The organism is Sutcliffiella sp. NC1 (genome assembly GCF_027594365.1).
Lineage (GTDB): Bacteria > Bacillota > Bacilli > Bacillales > Bacillaceae_I > Sutcliffiella > Sutcliffiella cohnii.
This window is the reverse complement of sequence record NZ_CP115153.1, coordinates 1,450,956-1,467,596: the sequence shown is the minus strand read 5'-3', so window position 1 is coordinate 1,467,596 and position 16,641 is coordinate 1,450,956. Positions and strand designations below refer to the sequence as shown.

The following is a 16,641-nucleotide window of genomic DNA, read 5'->3' as shown; positions in this document are numbered from 1 at the left end:
CGTGCTATTCCATTTTCAATGTGATATAGTGAAAGTAATGGAGGCGATAAAAAATGAAGCACTCGACAATTACAGTAGTAGATGGGAAACATCCGATAACGCTACAAGTAAAAAGAATGGTCATTTATTTACAAAGCAAAATTATCGAAGCATATAATGAACATGGCGAGGTATATTATTGCTTTTTTTATAAAAATGATTTTCTTAACGTTAAAAAATGTACGAAACTTCGTTTACATTCTCACATTCAAAAAGCTTTTCAAAACGGGCAACTGTACGATGCTCCACATCCACTCATTGATTTAGTTCTACCAACTAACCGCACCTTAAAAAGCATCACGTTCAAACAACTTTTTTCTAAATTAGAAACGAAATATCCCCCTGTTGAAATTGCACGCGTTGCAACTTTTTTTGAATCATTTATTCCACAAAAAGCACTTTTAAAACTAATCCAAACTAAATATTACGAATACGTTCGCGACGGAAAAATGCTAAAAAGTTACCAAGTGATCCGTGTATTATTAAACTTTGCTCCAAAGGATAAATGGGTGAAGGAATTTGCCAATAAGTTAGAATACTACAAATACGCGACACTATATAAACAGTTAGATAGTCGCTTGTTTATGAAGGATATGATTTTCGCAGAATCAGAATGGTTTTTGAACATGAAAGAAGAGGAAAATTTCAAGCAACTCATCACATTTTATGAAAAAGAAAATCTTAAAGCAGACATTATTTCTACCCACATACATGCTTTTTTGATGGAGCCGACAAACGAACAGTTTCACATGCTATTACAAAGCTTACATGAAATTTTTAGTGAGCAAGAAATTGTTATGATACTAGAAGACATCAATCAAAAGCACTCTAACTTCTCACCAATTCATCATTTCTTACTAAATTTCTATATGGAAAACAACGAACTTGAAAGGGCCATACAACTCATATCAAGCTATCCAATTACCTTTACTCATTCTCAACTTAAACAATTAGCCATTGTAATGGAAAGTATTCATTTAGAAGAAACAGCCGTTTCACCACATAATTGGCATCATATTTTAATCCCGATTTATGAATCAAATCATCAGCAACTAGATAAGATACTCCATCGATATGTTGGCATACTGCTGGAAAGCTATGATCTTCCATTTGCGACTCAATGGTTAGAGCCATTCCAACAGTTAAACCTTCATTTGCCGATTATAGCAAAAGTGAAGAAAATGGGAATGTTACGTAATGACCCTGATCAGCAATCATTACTTGGAGAAATGTATTATCAGTTTCATCTTACGGAACGAGCAATTGAGTGCTTTAGTTGGGAAATGGAGTTAAAGGAAAACGATCCACGACCTGTCCAATGGTTAGCAAAAATTTATCGTGAAGCAGGCCAAATGCATGAATATAAAGCATACCAACAACATTATATGAATTTACAAAATGGTGCTTCATAAGTACTGCCTCCGTAACAATATACGAATCAAAAAAAAGCCCGTTTGACTAAGCTCAAACGGGTTTTTTAAACTTACTCTACTTCTTTTAATATACCTGTATCAACATACGTCACTTCACCAGTATGTGCATTCATTTTTTCAATATGACCGACTGTTTTAGGGAAAGAAACAATGTACGATAAGTCGTATACTTTCGGATTGTGAAACTCTTTTACCGTTCGAACTAGTTTCATTTCGATTTCGTTAAAAAATCTGTTTTCCGCTTCATGCAATGGAATAGTTGGAGCTGTCTTTAACTTTTCCAAGCTTAGTTCTTGTTGCTCTGTTAAACGGGTTACAGAGCATTCTCGAATAAGACCACTGTATAACCCTACATGAACATGAGCCTCAAAGCCCTCTATTTTGAAACCATTATAGGTTCGATAAAAAGAAAACATTTGTGTTGGTTCTGGCTCTATATATCCATCATCATCAAATTCTTCTTCCGTTTCTAGATCTTCCAAATAACTCTCGCTTTCTTCATCTAAGTTTTCAACAGGCTCTTCTAGAACGTACTTTTCATGTATAGGGCCTTCTGCTAACGATAAAACGCGTAACGCTCTCTCCTTTAACGCTTCTAGCGACAATTTTACAGCGTGTTCATCCTTTACATATGGAAGGTTGGAAAAGCTAAAGAAACCTGTGTCATCTGAGTAGATCGAGATTAACGCTTCTTCTTCCTCTTCTTCGACTACTAGGTTATCGTCGACCCAAATAGTTGATCCCTCTTCACCAACTTTTTGTACTAAGCTACTATTTACACCTAGCATATCGTTCAACGTTTCTGTTGGAGTAACAGGCGAAACTGTTTGTACTTCTAGTTTTTCTGCTTCCATATATTCCGTCACTGTTTGAACTTCTCCATTTACCCCTACCCCCATTATGTCGTGGTTCGGGCGGTAAATTAGCTGTGCACCTTCTCCTTCATCTGAGAAATAAATGGTAAGTTCAACATAGTTCGCTTCTCGTAATTTTAACTTTGCCTCATCTTCTGAAATCGATATATTAGGATATTCTAGTTTTACATCCCTTTGATTAATGTTAGCAGAAGTTAAAAGTCCTTCTCTATTAAAATAAAGCGTACAGCCTGTATGAGGAATGAAGATATCAAGCTTAGGATCTTTTTCTTCATATGTAACCATAAAATTATTGGAGCTCCATTCATTTAACATTGTAAAATGCACCTTTTGCTCGAGAAATGTTTGAACAAATAGCTGTGCTTTTTGAAGCATTTCTTCTGTATTAGGCTCAGCTATATAACTTTTTAGAACGTCTTCCTCTTCTTCATAGTCTAGTTCCTTTTCAAACCCTACAAACTCTCGGTCTATTATATGTACAATTCCATAAAGTTCGCCCGTATTAGCAATAGTTAGTTCGTAAGAGTACTCCTCTTCATTAATTATTACTTCCTGCTCATCCAAAATAAACGGCTTCAACTTTTCAGCTAGTTTTTCAAACATATTAGTCTCCCTCTTTTACAATAAATAGATTTCTATATTAATAACGTTTTAATTAACAAAAGGTTCTTTAAATGTTGCGGTAATAGCGGAGGGAAATATAATCTTCTCCTTCTTTATTACCGTATCCTTTTTGTTCATGCTTAAATTGGAAACCTTTCGCTTCATAGAATGGAATTCCTTTCATATTTCCTCTTTGTACAGATAACCATTGTTCTTTTGCACCTAACTGTTTTTGTTGCTCTGTGATTGCTTTTAGTAAAAGCGTTCCAACTCCTTCGTTACGTCGATCTGGATCCATATATAGAACGTACAATTCTCCAACCGTATCACTAGTGAGTCCGCCACCACCCGCCCCGATTACTTGACCATTTTCTACCGCAACAAAATATCCGCCCCATTCTTTACTCGTTTGTGTCACTTCTTTTGTTACTCTTTCTGGCTCGTAATATTCTTTTATAATTCTCTCTATGTATTCATTAGAATAGATATCTCCATAAGTTGCCCATTGCCCTTTAGCACATACATCACAAATGCCTGCTACATGATTTACGTCTGCCTTAACGATTTTCACCATAGGAAAAAACCTCCATTTTTCACTTAATTATTTCAAACCATTAGGCATTTTTCAATTATTAAATACATTGTAAATTGCTTAAGACCGTTTTTTCCCACAAAAAAAAGAAGGCATATGCCTCCTTTATTTGTTATTATCTAACTGTTTTTAAAGCTCCACTCCAAGAAACTACTTCGTCTAACATTGCGTTCACGTTAGCTTCATGAAGGTCAGCTGGTTTGAATTCGCTCATGTTTTCAAAATCTGTGAATAGAGATAATGTTGGATGAGTACGAACGTCAGCGATTTTTAATTCACCACAAATTCCACGTAAATGTTCAGCTGCACGAGCTCCACCAGTAGAACCGTAACTTACGATACCAGCAGCTTTGTTGTACCAAGCTTCACGAGCAGAATCTAGAGCATTTTTTAATGCACCAGTAATACTGTGGTTGTATTCTTGAACGATAAATACGAAACCGTCTAAGCTAGCTAATTTTTCGTTCCATTGTGCTAAGCCTGGCTCTTCTCCAGTACCTTCACCTAGTAATGGTAGTTTGAAGTCTGCAATATCAACGATTTCGTAGTTTGCATCTCCACGTTTTTCTGCGATACCTTTAACCCACTCTCCAACTTGTGGACTCACACGACCTTGACGAGTACTTCCTAAAACGATACCAATGTTTAGTTTTTCTGCCACTTTAACTTCCTCCTCTGTTTGTTTTCCAAATAATTTAGCTAAAAAGCTCATTTTTGCTCACTCCTAAATTTCTTAAAGTAAGCGGAAAAAATTATTAACTTACTTTATGTAAGTAATTATATTTCTATATTATACTTAAGTCAAGTATTTTTAATTCGAAATATATTTATATAACAAAAAACAAGGTTACTATATTTATAGAACTAGTCATCTACATTTTTTTACGTTTAAGCGCAACTTTTCCTTTATTAAGGCGTCATATAAAAAAAGGGGGCTGTAAGTTTTGAAAAAAATAATTCTATTTTTATGCTTTTCCGTATTAGTAGCTTGTTCTTCACCTAAGGAAGAGCCGGTAAATAGTGTGAAGGAAGATGAGATAAAAGAAGTAACTGTATACAAAATGATAAGTTTTTATGAGGTGTCGGAAGAACAACCATTAATTTTTGAAGAAAAGGATAATATTGACACATTTCTACATGCTGTTGATAGCGCAAAACGAGAGCCTGGGGTTGTCGATATGGCAGACCCAGAATATAAGTTTAAAATCGGGAAAGAATATTATTTCCTTTGGATTCACGAAAAATCAGGTACTATTATGAACACATCAGATACAAACACCATATATTCTTTAACAAAAGAAAGTGCTGAGAAGCTATTTTTACTCTTACAGTAGAGAAAAAAGGTGCCGAACATATTCGACACCTTTTCTTTATCGGAAAAATTCCTCTAATTCTTGTTCAATCTTCACTTTTATATTATCTACACAATCATCTAACGTTTTACCGAAAACTCTATCTCCGTTCACAAGTGCATACGGTCGCATTTTACATAAACCACAAAGGTTTAAGCATTCATAACGCATAACCGCTACTTCCATTTCATTCTCGAACAGATCTTCTAACGGTAACGTTGATAATAGATTTGAACTACATACTTCTAAAAGAACTAAACTCATGACGACACTCTTTTCTACCTTTGACTTCATTAACAATATAACCATAAAATTGGGCTCTCATAAAAGAAAAATGCTTCAATCTATTCTAAAAGCGTTAATTAGTAAATAGAAAAGAATAAGGTCATTTTTTTCATTATAAAGGTGGTGAATAGTTTGGATAAACAGTTAAGTGAACAAACATTTAAAGAAGTGATGGGAAACTATCCTACCGGGGTAACAATTGTAACTACTACGGATGAACATGGAACTCCTTTAGGATTAACGGTAAACTCTTTTGCTTCCGTTTCCATTGACCCGCTATTAATACTTTGGTCCATTGATAAAAAAGTTTCATCCTATGATGTATTTATTAATACTGGGAAATTTGCTGTGCATATTTTAGCTGGTAACCAATCAGATCTGTGTAACCTTTTTGCGAAGAAAGGTGCAGACAGGTTCGGAAACTCCGATTGGGAACTTAGCACCATCAACATTCCGATTATAAAAGAAACGGCTGCAGTTCTGCAGTGCAACACCTTTAAAGCAGTAGATGCCGGTGACCATACAATCTTAATTGGAGAGGTAATGGAAATCACAAATAACAATAAAGAGCCTCTACTTTATCATCGACGAAAGACCGGTAACATACCAATTGAATTTTACAAATAAGTTCGTAGCATGCATTAGGGACCTTCCTAAAAGCATGCTTTTTCTTTTTTCGACATCTTTTTTGTTGACATACTTGTATATACAAGCTAAAATGAAAACGTAAACATAACTTGTATATACAGGGTGTCGGTAGATGTAAGCGGTCTCCTATTATCTCGTATATACATTGTTTCATATATACGGTTGGTCGTAAAAAGCCAATGAATAGGAGGATTTTCAAATGAGTAAATATTCCGCTCCAGCGCAAGAGCTGTTAGAGCATATCGGGGGAAAAGAGAATGTCGCAACGGTCACACATTGTGTAACGAGAATGCGCTTCGTCTTAAAAGATCCTAAACTAGCAAATATAGAAAACATCGAAAATATTGATCTCGTAAAAGGAACATTCACACAAGCTGGACAGTTCCAAGTTATTATCGGAAATGAAGTTTCATCGTTTTATAATGATTTCGTGAAAATTGCAAACATAGAAACTGCTTCTAAAGACGAAGCAAAAGTTGCTGCGAAACAAAATATGAATTGGCTACAACGGATGATTGCACACTTAGCAGACATTTTCACACCAATTATTCCAGCACTTGTTGTCGGTGGTTTAATATTAGGTTTCCGAAATGTTATTGGAGACATAAAGCTTTTAGAAGATGGTACAAAAACGATTGTAGACGTATCACAATTTTGGGCAGGAGTTCACGCTTTCCTTTGGTTAATTGGTGAGGCAGTCTTCCACTTCTTACCTGTCGGGATAACGTGGGCAATCGCTAGAAAGATGGGTACTTCTGAGATTCTCGGAATTGTTCTCGGTATTACGCTAGTATCACCTCAATTGTTAAACGCTTACGGTGTTGCTGGTGCCGATTCTATTCCAGTATGGGATTTCGGCTTTATGCAAATCGAAATGATCGGGTATCAAGCTCAAGTTATCCCTGCCATTCTTGCTGGGTTTTTACTAACCTATTTAGAAAGAAAGTTACGAGATATAACACCGAACTCGATTTCAATGATTGTTGTTCCGTTTTTCGCATTAATTCCAACTGTTCTGATTGCACACACAGTTTTAGGTCCAATCGGCTGGAGCATCGGTTCTGTCATTTCTGATGTCGTATATACAAGTCTTTCTTCTGCTTTCGGTTGGTTATTTGCAGCAATTTTCGGTTTTGCTTATGCTCCATTAGTCATTACTGGTTTACACCATATGACAAATGCGATTGACTTACAATTAATGAGTGAGATAGGTGGCACGAACCTATGGCCAATGATTGCACTTTCTAATATTGCACAAGGTTCTGCAGTTCTAGCAATGATTTACATTAATCGTAAAAACGAAGCCGAAAAACAAGTTTCGGTTCCGGCAGCGATTTCTTGTTATCTAGGTGTTACAGAGCCAGCTATGTTCGGTATTAACTTAAAATACGGATTCCCATTTTTAGCTGCAATGATCGGTTCAATGATGGCAGCTGTAATATCTGTAAGTAGTAACGTGATGGCTAACTCTATCGGTGTTGGTGGATTGCCAGGTATTTTATCTATTCAACCACAACATATGGTAATGTTCGCACTTGCTATGATCGTTGCGATTGTCGTTCCATTTATGTTAACGATTGTATTTGCTAAAACAAATATGGGTAAAATTTCATTTAAGAGAAAATAAGGCTGTGAAAGGAAGGGAATTTACCCTTCCTTTTTTATAAAGTTTCGTTACAATGTATATATGTATATAATAAGTATTTATTGAACGGAGATTTTTTTATGAAAAATAAGTATTTAATGATATATCAGCAACTGGTTGATCTAATAAAAACTGGAGAATTAAAGGCTAACACACTATTACCTTCTGAGCATGAACTGAAAGATCAATATGACACTTCGAGAGAAACCATCCGAAAAGCGTTAACGCTCCTTTCCCAAAATGGCTATATCCAAAAAGTAAAAGGAAAAGGCTCGATTATTATAGATGTAAATAAATTTGATTTTCCTGTCTCAGGCTTAGTTAGCTTTAAAGAGCTAGCAGAAAAAATGGGCAATACACCAAAAACGGTTGTCCACGAACTTACACTCGAAAAACCGAGTGACTTTATTAAACAACAATTAAAGCTTAATAATAAAGATCAAGTTTGGAAGGTCGTTCGTACGAGAGAAATGGCTGGCGAGAAAATTATTTTAGATAAAGACTATCTTGTAAAAAAATACGTGCCAGAACTTACGGAAGAAATTTGTGAGGATTCTATTTATAACTACCTAGAAAATGAGCTAGACTTATCGATTAGCTTTGCAAAAAAAGAAATCATCGTCGTCGAACCGACAGAAGAAGACCGCGAACTTTTAGATCTTGATGGCTTTCATAACGTCGTTGTTATAAAAAACTACGTTCACTTAGAAGACGCTAGCCTATTCCAATATACAGAATCACGACACCGACCTGACAAATTCCGGTTTGTTGATTTTGCGAGAAGGAGTCATTTGTAAAAGACTTATCCTAAATATATGGATAAGTCTTTTCGTCTAATTAATGAACACCCCTTTTTTCACTTCAAATGGTTATAATAACAAATAGATATGTAAGTAGTTTGGAGGCATTTTGTTTGGAAGTGTATATACGTTTACTAGAAGAGCCACTGTTATTATTATTTTTCATATTGTTTTTAGGGTCATGGCTCGGACAAGCAAAAATGAAAGGGTTAAGTTTAGGTTCAGCCGGTGTACTCCTTGTAGCGATGGTTTTCGGACATTACGGCTTTCAAGTATCACCTGTTGTACAAAACTTTGGGTTAAGTTTATTTATCGTTGCAGTAGGATTACAAGCTGGGCCAAGATTTTTTCGTATGATTCGTACGAGTGGCCTTATATTTGGAATAATTGCGTTAGTTGTAGTGTTATCAGCTTCGATCACAACGATTATTGTTTCGAAAACACTCCATCTTCCTGAAGCACTTAGCATTGGTTTAATGACAGGTGCGTTAACGAGTACACCCGGACTAGCTGCTGCTCTTCAAGCAACAAACGATCCGTTAGCATCAGTTGGATACGGAATTGCTTATCCTTTCGGTGTTTTAGCAGTCGTTCTCTTTGTACAGCTTTTACCAAAATTACTTAAAGTTGATTTAATGAAAGATTTACAGGAGAAAGATAATCCAGTTAGAAATGAAGTTTCACCTGTTGTCTTAACGATAAAAATTACAAACCCTTCTATTAATAAAAGAACGTTAAAGGAGCTAAGATTTCAAAAGAAACATGATGTTGTTATTAGTCGTGTCATACGTGGCCACCGTAATATTATTGCCCTTAATGATACTGTTCTCTTACAAGGAGACCATCTTGTTTCTGTAGGAACGAGAGAAGCTCTTCAACGTTTTTGCGATGATGTTGGGATGGAAGTCGAAACGAATCTCCAAAACGTAGACCATATTAAACTTCGTAAAGTTACTGTTGATACTGACGATATAATCGGTAAAAGTTTAAAAGAATTACAATTACGAAGAATATACGGAGTAACCGTAACAAGATTAGAACGTGGCGGAATTGAGTACAGCCAAAATGCAAGAATGCGTTTAGAGCGTGGAGACGTTTTAACGATTGTTAGTAGTGAAGATCGTTTAAATGATGTGGAAAAACTTTTTTCAAATAAATCATTAACAGTTACGAACGTTCACATTTTTTCCTTAAGTATTATTTTATTAATCGGGATTATATTTGGTATGATACCTATTCATTTACCTGGGTTAGGTACTGTTACGTTAGGTGTTGCTGGCGGTCCGTTATTCGTGGCATTAATAATAGGGCACTTCGGTAAACTAGGGCCTATTCAAGCACGATATTACCAGCCATCTAATCAAGTAATTCGCGATTTAGGACTTGTATTATTTTTAGCCGGTGCTGGAACAACAGCAGGACAAGGCATAGTTGAAGTTGTCCAAACAGAAGGAGTACGTTTAGTTTTGGGTGGTGGAATTATTACGATTGTACCTATTGTTGCAGGCTTCCTTGTAGCTCGTCACCTTTTCCGTTTAAGCTATGTTCATTCCTTAGGCGCACTTTGCGGTGGGATGACAAGTACACCAGGTTTAGGGTCTGTTAACCAACTTGTTGATGCGGACGATCCGAACATTGCCTATGCTGCCGCTTACCCTTTTGCACTAATACTTGTAGCAGTTTTTTCACAGTTATTAATATTCTTTGTTTAAAAACCCTCTTAATTTATTGGAAATTAAGAGGGTTTTTCTTTACAATATGTCCAACCAAATTTTAATTGCGGTTGCAAAAATGATAATGGCTAAAATTACTTGTAATATTTTCGTATTCATCTTTTTCCCTGCCATTGCCCCTAATGGTGAGGCAATTAAACTTGCAATAATCATTATGAAGGCTGGATAATAATCGATTTGACCTGTCGATATTTTTCCTAATGTTGCTCCGATGGATGAAATAAAGGTAATGGCTAAACTAGATTGTCATACGTGTAGGTATTTTCAATACTACAAGCATTATTGGGACTAATAAAAATGCACCAGCAGCTCCTACAATCCCAGCTCCAACTCCAACAATAAGAGCTAAAATAGCCGCAAGCCATTTATTAAAGGTTACTTTATCAAGCGGAATGTCATCAATACCCTTTTTCGGTACAAACATCATTACTGCTGCGACTAATGCTAAAATACCGTAAATTAAATTGATTCCACCTTCAGACATTAATTTAGAACCGTAACCACCAATAAAACTACCAATTAAAATAGCTCCACCCATATAAAAAATTAATGGTTTGTTTAAGTATCCACCTTTACGATAGGCCCACATTCCACCTAACGTTGCAAAAAACACTTGGATTGCACTAATGCCAGATACCTCATGTGAAGTAAAGGCAGCTAAGCCAAACATTGGCGGAATATATAGAAGCATCGGATATTTAATTATAGATCCACCAATTCCTAACATCCCTGAAATATAAGAACCGATAAAGCCAATTAAGAAAATAGTTATAATAAATGCGAAATCCATCTTATTCTCCTCCTAACAACACTACCACTTATACCTAACAGGGTATATTAATAGCTAAAAAAAATAGTTGAAACTACTTTATCAATATCACCATCATATACCCATATAGGTATTTAGTCAACCTATAAAATTATTTGGTGAGCTACAGCGGAGGTAAAGAAGATTAAATTAAAATAGTAAAGGAGTGGCGTATTACCTCCACCCCTTTACTTATTCTAATTCACTTACGTCCATAGAGGCCGTTACAACACCAACTATCTCTTTTTTGTCATTATATAGTGGTTCTCCAAACACAAAATAACAATGCTCTCCACTTGAAAGAGGAAAACAAATTTTCCTTTTTATAGGTTTCCCCTCTTTAATAACATCACGTTTTAATTTCATTAAATTTATCGTACCATTGTTCAACGCAAGTTCATCGTCCCTCTTGCCAATACTGCTTTCAGGATTGAAATCAGGATGAGGATTAAAAAGCCAAGTGTATCGTAAATCTAAATCACAATGTGCAACAATCATTGGAGAATTTCTTAACGCTAATTGAAGAGGCTCACTATATTCATTAGCAAAAAAGCTGATGAGTGTACGCCTAACACATTCGCAATATTTCGGGCAACTACAAAACTCGGATTCCGAAGACCGTTCTCAATCTGGGAATAAAAAGCTCGATTGATGAACGCTTTAGATGCTACTTCTCCTTGCGTTAAATTTCTTTCCTTTCTAACTTGCTTTAACCATTCTCTCATATTATTAATTGTCCTTTCACAACGATAAGTAATGTTGCAAATAGCCACTTTATGCGTTTTCATTATAAGGTAAAATAATGGAACAGAAAAGTATTTTAATAATTTTGGAGGGTTTCATGAAAGGAAAAAAAGTCATCTATCAAAATAAAACATACATCATTCTGCATAGTTACGGTAATGGGAATATAGAAATTTTAGAAGAAAAATCTAAAAATTATAATGAAATAAAGTTAGTGACAATACAAGAAGTCCAAATCATAACAACTAAAAAAAACAATGGGAAAAACGATTCGTTTCACCCACTGTTTTAAGACATATCGAACGCCTCTTTTATTGACTATCACTTTCCTTCGACTACTTCTTTTAATATTTCATAAGAACGCTTTTGTTTATCGGGATCGTATATATAAGAAACTGCCATTAGTTCATCTACGTTATATTTTTCCTGGAAACTTATTAACTGTTTACGAATGGAATTTTTACTACCTAGTAACGTAACACTAGACATCGATAAAGCCATTTGCTTTTCTGCTGGACTCCAAATATCATCCATACTGTCTACTGGGGGCATTAATGGGCTTTGCGTACCTCTAACTACATTAAGGAAAAACTGTTGCATCGTTGTAATTTCTTTAAACGCTTCTTCATCCTCGTCTGTTGCAATGACATTTAAACACACCATCATATATGGTGCATCTAAGTATTCGGAAGGCTTAAAATTATTTCGATAGATGGAGATTGCTTCTTCCATGTGCTGCGGTGCGAAATGGGAAGCAAACGCATATGGCAATCCTAGCTTTGCTGCTAAATAAGCAGAGTCTGTTGAAGAGCCTAGTATATAGATAGGAACATTCGTATTTACACCTGGATAAGCTTTAACATACCCTTGCTTTTCTAATGGTCCAAAATAAGTTAACAGCGCATTTACATCATCTGGGAATGTATAGACAGAGTCGTTTTTAGAGCGGCGTAATGCACTCGCTGTTAACATATCTGTTCCAGGTGCACGTCCAAGTCCTAAGTCTAGACGATCTGGATAAATGGTTGCCATCGTTCCAAATTGCTCTGCTACTACTAATGGAGAATGGTTTGGAAGCATAACTCCACCAGAGCCTACTCGTATTTTTTCTGTATGCTCTAGCGTATGTTTAATTAAAATGGAAGTTGCGGAACTAACTAAAGTAGGCGTGTTATGGTGTTCAGCAATCCAATAACGTTTATAACCCATTTTTTCTGTAGCTTGAGCTAGATCAACCATTGCCTCAATTGCATCTTTCGGTTCTTGACCTTTTCTAATGGGAGCTAGGTTCAAAACAGAAACTGGTATTTGTATATTAATCATAAATAATTATCCTTTCTACCTAAAAGTTACAATAATATAGTAACAATTATTTAACGCAAAACAAATTTTAATGCTTATAAGTATTTATTTAGCTCGTTTAAAAAAGTAGCTATTATATAGAAATAACTCAGGAGTAGTTTCTCCTGAGTTATTTTTTATATTATTTAAGTTTCCAAATTTCATCCCACGTATTGACCATATCCCAAGAAAAAGATGGCAGCACTGACAATAAGCTGTTGCCCGTAATTTCTCCTACAAATACGATCAATCCGAAGAAGAAAACCGTTGCAAAAAACAAAAAGGTGTAGCATTTCATTGTTTCCATTCTTAACACTCCTTATTGTGGTAATTTTTTAAGCCACAACAGGAAGAGAGAGATAGCTCCCTTCATAATATACCGGTGTTAAAAATGGTTTTAAAATAACTTCATATGTTTTGAATGGAGTAATTACATGTACAGTAGCTTGCTTTTTTACCTGTTTGGAAGGTTGTTTAATAGTTGCTTTTTCATTATGCGGCGATGTTAACCCACTATTTTTAGGTATAATACTAGTTTGCGCTAATTCAAAATTAGAGTCATCTGTAAGTATTGTCGAGTCATAATTAATTTTTTCTATCGTTGTCGCCATACTTATATTTCCGAACAATAAACTAAAACAAATAAGTAATAACGATAATTTTATTGTTTTCAATTTTCTTCGACCTTTACGGTTATTTTTTAACTATAATCTCATCATATTTCGTTCATTAAAAATAAGCAACTATAAAAGTTTTTTTAAAAATGAAAGTATAATCTTTTTATTACCTTCATTCTTTTAGTATACTAAAAAAGTGTGCATTATTGTTCCTATTATAGAATGACTCTTTGAAGGGGGGTATCCATCACGATGAGAATAGTTAAATTATCTATTGCTATGCTTTTGTTTTGTAGCTTTAGTTTAATGCACCTAGACATGAACACGTTTGAAGCGAATGAGATGACGATAACAACAATTGACCAAGAAAATTCACAAGCAGTTATTCGTTCCTCAACTCAACTTTTACACAATACTATATCTCTTCAACATAACGCAACCTCACCGCGTAAAGGTATATTTTATATTGCACCAACTTACATCAAACCTCCAATTAAACAACAAAATGATGGGGTTTTTTATGATGCAACAAAATATATACTTCCAGCTATGTATCAATCAAACTACCTTTCTATCTAAACCTTCTTCACACATGAACTTTATTAGACATTATTAGCGAATGGACCCAATTCATTTTTTCAAATATTAATGTTCTATTTGGTTATGCTTTTAATATGGTACAAACTTTTTTCATAAAAGTATTCTTAGCAACAGTTTTTTTGAGGAGGAAACAAACTTTATGTTTGCAGAAATTACGATAGATTATTTTATATTACTTGCAGCGTTATTATTAATTATCGGCGTACTGACAACGAAATTCTCATCCCGTTTAGGAGTGCCCGCGCTAATTTTATTTATTTTAGTTGGTTTAATTGCTGGTAGTGATGGGCTCGGATTTATCCCGTTTGATAATGCAAAGATGGCCCAACTTATCGGTATTTTGGCACTAATTATCATTTTATTTGAAGGTGGATTGTCCACCAAATTAGCGACAGTTAAATCCGTAGCTGTTCCTTCCCTTTCCCTTGCTACGTTAGGAGTAATTATTACAACAGCAGTTGTTGCTGTCGCAGCCAAATTGATTTTGAATGTTTCATGGATGGAAGGATTTTTATTTGGTGCTATTGTTGGATCGACTGATGCAGCAGCCGTTTTCGCCGTTTTAAAAGGACATAACATCCGAGAAAAAATTGGTGCTACGCTCGAAGCTGAATCAGGCTCGAATGATCCAATGGCAATGTTTCTTACCATTTCTTTAATTGAATTATTATTAGTAGACAATCCCTCTTACTTACTTTTAATCGGTTCTTTTTTCTGGCAAATGGGTATTGGAGCTCTTCTTGGTTATCTTTTTGGTAAATTAGCAACCATTTCTATAAATAAGATTAACTTAGATTCGAGTGGTTTATATCCAGTTTTTGCTTTAGCATTCGCCCTTTTAACGTATTGTATAACAGCTATTTTAGGGGCAAGTGGATTACTTGCCGTTTACATTGCAGCATTAATTATTGGAAATTCCGAATTAACGTATAAACAATCTATTTTTAAATTTAACGAAGGTTTTGCATGGATGGCGCAAATATTAATGTTTACCATCCTCGGTTTGCTTGCATTCCCTTCTCAACTTTTCACATGGGAAGTAATGATCAAAGGAATTGGTCTATCGTTTATTTTAATTTTAATCGCAAGACCGATTGCCGTTTTTCTTTCAACCATTAAAATGGGGTATTCCTTAAACGAAAAGGTATTTCTCTCCTGGGCAGGGTTAAGAGGAGCTGTACCAATCGTATTAGCGACATTCCCTATGATTGCTGGCTTAGAAAATAGTCCATTGTTTTTTAACGTTGTCTTTTTCGTCGTTATAACTTCTGCATTGATTCAAGGCTCTACTATTTCTGTTTTTGCAGAAAAGCTTGGATTAACTGGTGCGAAAAGAGTAGAACCACCGTATTCACTTGAACTAGTTTCTATCGGAAAAGCAAATGCAGAAATAATTGAATACGAAGTTAATGAAGAAACATCTATTACTGGAATGTCTTTAAAAGACATTATTTTTCCTAAAGATGTATTAATAAACGCTATTATTCGCTCTGGAAACTTAATAACACCTCAAGGAGATACGAAGATAGTTGCAGGTGATATTCTTTATATTCTTGTCGCAAAGAAAAGTAAAAAACAACTAAATGAAATGCTAAATAGCTCAATACAAAATCATGAGGGAGAGCTGCAAAAGTAACGCATACTCTTTTCTTGGGGGAAAAATTATTAAATGGAACAATTAGTTATTACAATAAAATACTTTATACTTGGCTTAATCCAAGGCTTCACAGAACCGATTCCTATTTCATCAAGTGGACACGTCATTATCGGACAACGACTTTTAGGGTTAGAGCAAAGAGGTTTAACTTTCGAAATATTAACAAATACTGCATCGCTATTCGCCATTTGTTTTATATACCGTAAAGATATAGCAAGACTTTTCGTTCACTCACTCTTCTTTATACGGACAAAAAAAGAAGAATATAAATCTGATTTTATGTTTGTTGTTTTTATTGTAATTGGTACGATTCCTGCAGGAGTGTTAGGTGTCATGTTTGGAGATGTTATTGCACAATTTTTCACCTCCATGTACACCATTGGTTTTACACTAATAATTACAGGTGTTGCCTTATGGTTAATTCGAAACTTACGTGGTAAGAAACGGGAAGGAGACCTTACTTTTAAAGATGCACTATTAGTTGGTGTTGCTCAAGCAGCCGCCCTTATACCAGGTATTAGTCGTTCAGGGGCCACCATTATTACGTCGATAGCGGTTGGGATGAAACAAGACACAGCTTTACGTTTTGCCTTTATGCTTTATATACCTGTAAGCTTAGGAGGCATGGTGCTAGGTATATCTGACTTAGTGAATACTCCAGACTTAAGTACGTTAGCAATTCCATATATAAGTGCCTTTTTTGCTGCTTTATTCATGACCTATTTCGCGATGAAATGGTTTATGGGAATAATGGCGAGAGGAAATTTAAAGTACTTTGCCTATTATTGCTTCGTTGTTGGTACACTTTTAATTGTATTTAATGTGCTTTAAGAACAAAAGTACAGATGGCTCGCTCTGACCCGACAAGA

Annotated in this window: 19 protein-coding genes and 1 pseudogene; 10 read left to right on the top strand and 10 right to left on the bottom strand. The window is 35.2% G+C overall.

Annotated elements, in window-relative coordinates:
- The first annotated feature begins 53 nt into the window (after positions 1-53).
- Positions 54-1,451, top strand: a complete 1,398-nt coding sequence (locus tag O1A01_RS07660) for a tetratricopeptide repeat protein (protein WP_270065964.1) — start codon at positions 54-56, stop codon at positions 1,449-1,451.
- Between the two features lie 71 nt (positions 1,452-1,522).
- On the opposite strand, the gene O1A01_RS07655 is transcribed toward O1A01_RS07660, so the two are convergent.
- The 3 genes from O1A01_RS07655 to O1A01_RS07645 form a co-directional block, all read right to left on the bottom strand.
- Positions 1,523-2,950: a hypothetical protein gene (locus O1A01_RS07655; RefSeq protein WP_270065963.1), complete on the bottom strand. Its 1,428-nt coding sequence runs from the start codon at positions 2,948-2,950 to the stop codon at positions 1,523-1,525.
- Between the two features lie 67 nt (positions 2,951-3,017).
- Positions 3,018-3,524, bottom strand: a complete 507-nt coding sequence (locus tag O1A01_RS07650) for a GNAT family N-acetyltransferase (RefSeq protein WP_066412190.1) — start codon at positions 3,522-3,524, stop codon at positions 3,018-3,020.
- Positions 3,525-3,657: 133 nt separating this feature from the next.
- Positions 3,658-4,254 carry an NADPH-dependent FMN reductase gene (locus O1A01_RS07645; RefSeq protein WP_270065962.1) on the bottom strand — a complete coding sequence of 199 codons (597 nt, stop codon included), beginning with the start codon at positions 4,252-4,254 and terminating at the stop codon, positions 3,658-3,660.
- 232 nt (positions 4,255-4,486) lie between these two features.
- Here O1A01_RS07645 and O1A01_RS07640 point away from each other — a divergent pair, with 232 nt between their 5' ends.
- Positions 4,487-4,876, top strand: a complete 390-nt coding sequence (locus tag O1A01_RS07640) for a YhfM domain-containing protein (protein ID WP_270065961.1) — start codon at positions 4,487-4,489, stop codon at positions 4,874-4,876.
- A gap of 36 nt (positions 4,877-4,912) precedes the next feature.
- Here O1A01_RS07640 and O1A01_RS07635 read toward each other — a convergent pair whose 3' ends face one another.
- The gene (locus O1A01_RS07635) at positions 4,913-5,203 is read right to left on the bottom strand and encodes a DUF1450 domain-containing protein (protein WP_270065960.1); all 291 of its coding nucleotides are present in this window, start codon (positions 5,201-5,203) and stop codon (positions 4,913-4,915) included.
- Between the two features lie 147 nt (positions 5,204-5,350).
- Between O1A01_RS07635 and O1A01_RS07630 the strand changes: the two genes are divergently transcribed.
- The 4 genes from O1A01_RS07630 (at position 5,351) to O1A01_RS07615 (ending at position 9,984) form a co-directional block, all read left to right on the top strand.
- Positions 5,351-5,806, top strand: a complete 456-nt coding sequence (locus O1A01_RS07630; RefSeq protein WP_270066386.1) for a flavin reductase family protein — start codon at positions 5,351-5,353, stop codon at positions 5,804-5,806.
- Between the two features lie 220 nt (positions 5,807-6,026).
- The gene (treP, locus tag O1A01_RS07625; RefSeq protein ID WP_066412198.1) at positions 6,027-7,454 is read left to right on the top strand and encodes a PTS system trehalose-specific EIIBC component; all 1,428 of its coding nucleotides are present in this window, start codon (positions 6,027-6,029) and stop codon (positions 7,452-7,454) included.
- Between the two features lie 98 nt (positions 7,455-7,552).
- Positions 7,553-8,269, top strand: coding sequence for a trehalose operon repressor (gene treR, locus O1A01_RS07620; RefSeq protein ID WP_066412205.1), 717 nt, complete (start codon positions 7,553-7,555; stop codon positions 8,267-8,269).
- A 122-nt stretch (positions 8,270-8,391) separates the two neighbouring features.
- Positions 8,392-9,984 (top strand): aspartate:alanine exchanger family transporter, encoded by a 1,593-nt coding sequence (locus tag O1A01_RS07615; protein WP_235858052.1) that lies wholly within the window; start codon positions 8,392-8,394, stop codon positions 9,982-9,984.
- Between the two features lie 39 nt (positions 9,985-10,023).
- Here O1A01_RS07615 and O1A01_RS07610 read toward each other — a convergent pair.
- The 3 genes and pseudogenes from O1A01_RS07610 to O1A01_RS07600 all read right to left on the bottom strand — a co-directional run bounded on the left by O1A01_RS07610 (position 10,024) and on the right by O1A01_RS07600 (position 11,538).
- Positions 10,024-10,795: pseudogene (locus tag O1A01_RS07610) on the bottom strand (sulfite exporter TauE/SafE family protein).
- A 210-nt stretch (positions 10,796-11,005) separates the two neighbouring features.
- Positions 11,006-11,311: a PAS domain-containing protein gene (locus O1A01_RS07605; RefSeq protein ID WP_066412207.1), complete on the bottom strand. Its 306-nt coding sequence runs from the start codon at positions 11,309-11,311 to the stop codon at positions 11,006-11,008.
- A 17-nt stretch (positions 11,312-11,328) separates the two neighbouring features.
- Positions 11,329-11,538, bottom strand: a complete 210-nt coding sequence (locus O1A01_RS07600) for a helix-turn-helix domain-containing protein (RefSeq protein WP_066412209.1) — start codon at positions 11,536-11,538, stop codon at positions 11,329-11,331.
- Between the two features lie 116 nt (positions 11,539-11,654).
- Between O1A01_RS07600 and O1A01_RS07595 the strand changes: the two genes are divergently transcribed.
- Positions 11,655-11,849 (top strand): hypothetical protein, encoded by a 195-nt coding sequence (locus O1A01_RS07595; RefSeq protein WP_066412211.1) that lies wholly within the window; start codon positions 11,655-11,657, stop codon positions 11,847-11,849.
- A gap of 29 nt (positions 11,850-11,878) precedes the next feature.
- Here the strand turns inward: O1A01_RS07595 and O1A01_RS07590 are convergent, their stop codons facing one another.
- From O1A01_RS07590 to O1A01_RS07580, 3 genes are all read right to left on the bottom strand, one after another.
- Positions 11,879-12,880, bottom strand: coding sequence for an LLM class flavin-dependent oxidoreductase (locus O1A01_RS07590; protein WP_066412213.1), 1,002 nt, complete (start codon positions 12,878-12,880; stop codon positions 11,879-11,881).
- Positions 12,881-13,040: 160 nt separating this feature from the next.
- On the bottom strand, positions 13,041-13,205 hold the full coding sequence (locus tag O1A01_RS07585) for a hypothetical protein (RefSeq protein ID WP_157076585.1): 165 nt from the start codon (positions 13,203-13,205) through the stop codon (positions 13,041-13,043).
- Positions 13,206-13,233: 28 nt separating this feature from the next.
- Positions 13,234-13,572 (bottom strand): hypothetical protein, encoded by a 339-nt coding sequence (locus tag O1A01_RS07580; protein ID WP_066412217.1) that lies wholly within the window; start codon positions 13,570-13,572, stop codon positions 13,234-13,236.
- A gap of 195 nt (positions 13,573-13,767) precedes the next feature.
- Here O1A01_RS07580 and O1A01_RS07575 point away from each other — a divergent pair, with 195 nt between their 5' ends.
- The 3 genes from O1A01_RS07575 to O1A01_RS07565 all read left to right on the top strand — a co-directional run bounded on the left by O1A01_RS07575 (position 13,768) and on the right by O1A01_RS07565 (position 16,603).
- A complete protein-coding gene (locus tag O1A01_RS07575) occupies positions 13,768-14,094 on the top strand; it encodes a hypothetical protein (RefSeq protein ID WP_270065959.1) in 327 nt (108 codons plus the stop codon).
- Positions 14,095-14,254: 160 nt separating this feature from the next.
- Positions 14,255-15,751: a potassium/proton antiporter gene (locus tag O1A01_RS07570; RefSeq protein ID WP_270065958.1), complete on the top strand. Its 1,497-nt coding sequence runs from the start codon at positions 14,255-14,257 to the stop codon at positions 15,749-15,751.
- A 33-nt stretch (positions 15,752-15,784) separates the two neighbouring features.
- Positions 15,785-16,603 carry an undecaprenyl-diphosphate phosphatase gene (locus O1A01_RS07565; RefSeq protein ID WP_270065957.1) on the top strand — a complete coding sequence of 273 codons (819 nt, stop codon included), beginning with the start codon at positions 15,785-15,787 and terminating at the stop codon, positions 16,601-16,603.
- The last annotated feature ends 38 nt before the right edge of the window (positions 16,604-16,641 follow it).

Coding starts and splice junctions, on each gene's coding strand:
- O1A01_RS07660 (WP_270065964.1), top strand. CDS start 54: ATGAAGCACTCGACAATTACAGTAGTAGATGGGAAACATCCGATAACG.
- O1A01_RS07655 (WP_270065963.1), bottom strand. CDS start 2,950: ATGTTTGAAAAACTAGCTGAAAAGTTGAAGCCGTTTATTTTGGATGAG.
- O1A01_RS07650 (WP_066412190.1), bottom strand. CDS start 3,524: ATGGTGAAAATCGTTAAGGCAGACGTAAATCATGTAGCAGGCATTTGT.
- O1A01_RS07645 (WP_270065962.1), bottom strand. CDS start 4,254: ATGAGCTTTTTAGCTAAATTATTTGGAAAACAAACAGAGGAGGAAGTT.
- O1A01_RS07635 (WP_270065960.1), bottom strand. CDS start 5,203: ATGGTTATATTGTTAATGAAGTCAAAGGTAGAAAAGAGTGTCGTCATG.
- O1A01_RS07630 (WP_270066386.1), top strand. CDS start 5,351: ATGGGAAACTATCCTACCGGGGTAACAATTGTAACTACTACGGATGAA.
- treP (WP_066412198.1), top strand. CDS start 6,027: ATGAGTAAATATTCCGCTCCAGCGCAAGAGCTGTTAGAGCATATCGGG.
- treR (WP_066412205.1), top strand. CDS start 7,553: ATGAAAAATAAGTATTTAATGATATATCAGCAACTGGTTGATCTAATA.
- O1A01_RS07605 (WP_066412207.1), bottom strand. CDS start 11,311: ATGATTGTTGCACATTGTGATTTAGATTTACGATACACTTGGCTTTTT.
- O1A01_RS07600 (WP_066412209.1), bottom strand. CDS start 11,538: ATGAGAGAATGGTTAAAGCAAGTTAGAAAGGAAAGAAATTTAACGCAA.
- O1A01_RS07595 (WP_066412211.1), top strand. CDS start 11,655: ATGAAAGGAAAAAAAGTCATCTATCAAAATAAAACATACATCATTCTG.
- O1A01_RS07590 (WP_066412213.1), bottom strand. CDS start 12,880: ATGATTAATATACAAATACCAGTTTCTGTTTTGAACCTAGCTCCCATT.
- O1A01_RS07585 (WP_157076585.1), bottom strand. CDS start 13,205: ATGGAAACAATGAAATGCTACACCTTTTTGTTTTTTGCAACGGTTTTC.
- O1A01_RS07575 (WP_270065959.1), top strand. CDS start 13,768: ATGAGAATAGTTAAATTATCTATTGCTATGCTTTTGTTTTGTAGCTTT.
- O1A01_RS07570 (WP_270065958.1), top strand. CDS start 14,255: ATGTTTGCAGAAATTACGATAGATTATTTTATATTACTTGCAGCGTTA.
- O1A01_RS07565 (WP_270065957.1), top strand. CDS start 15,785: ATGGAACAATTAGTTATTACAATAAAATACTTTATACTTGGCTTAATC.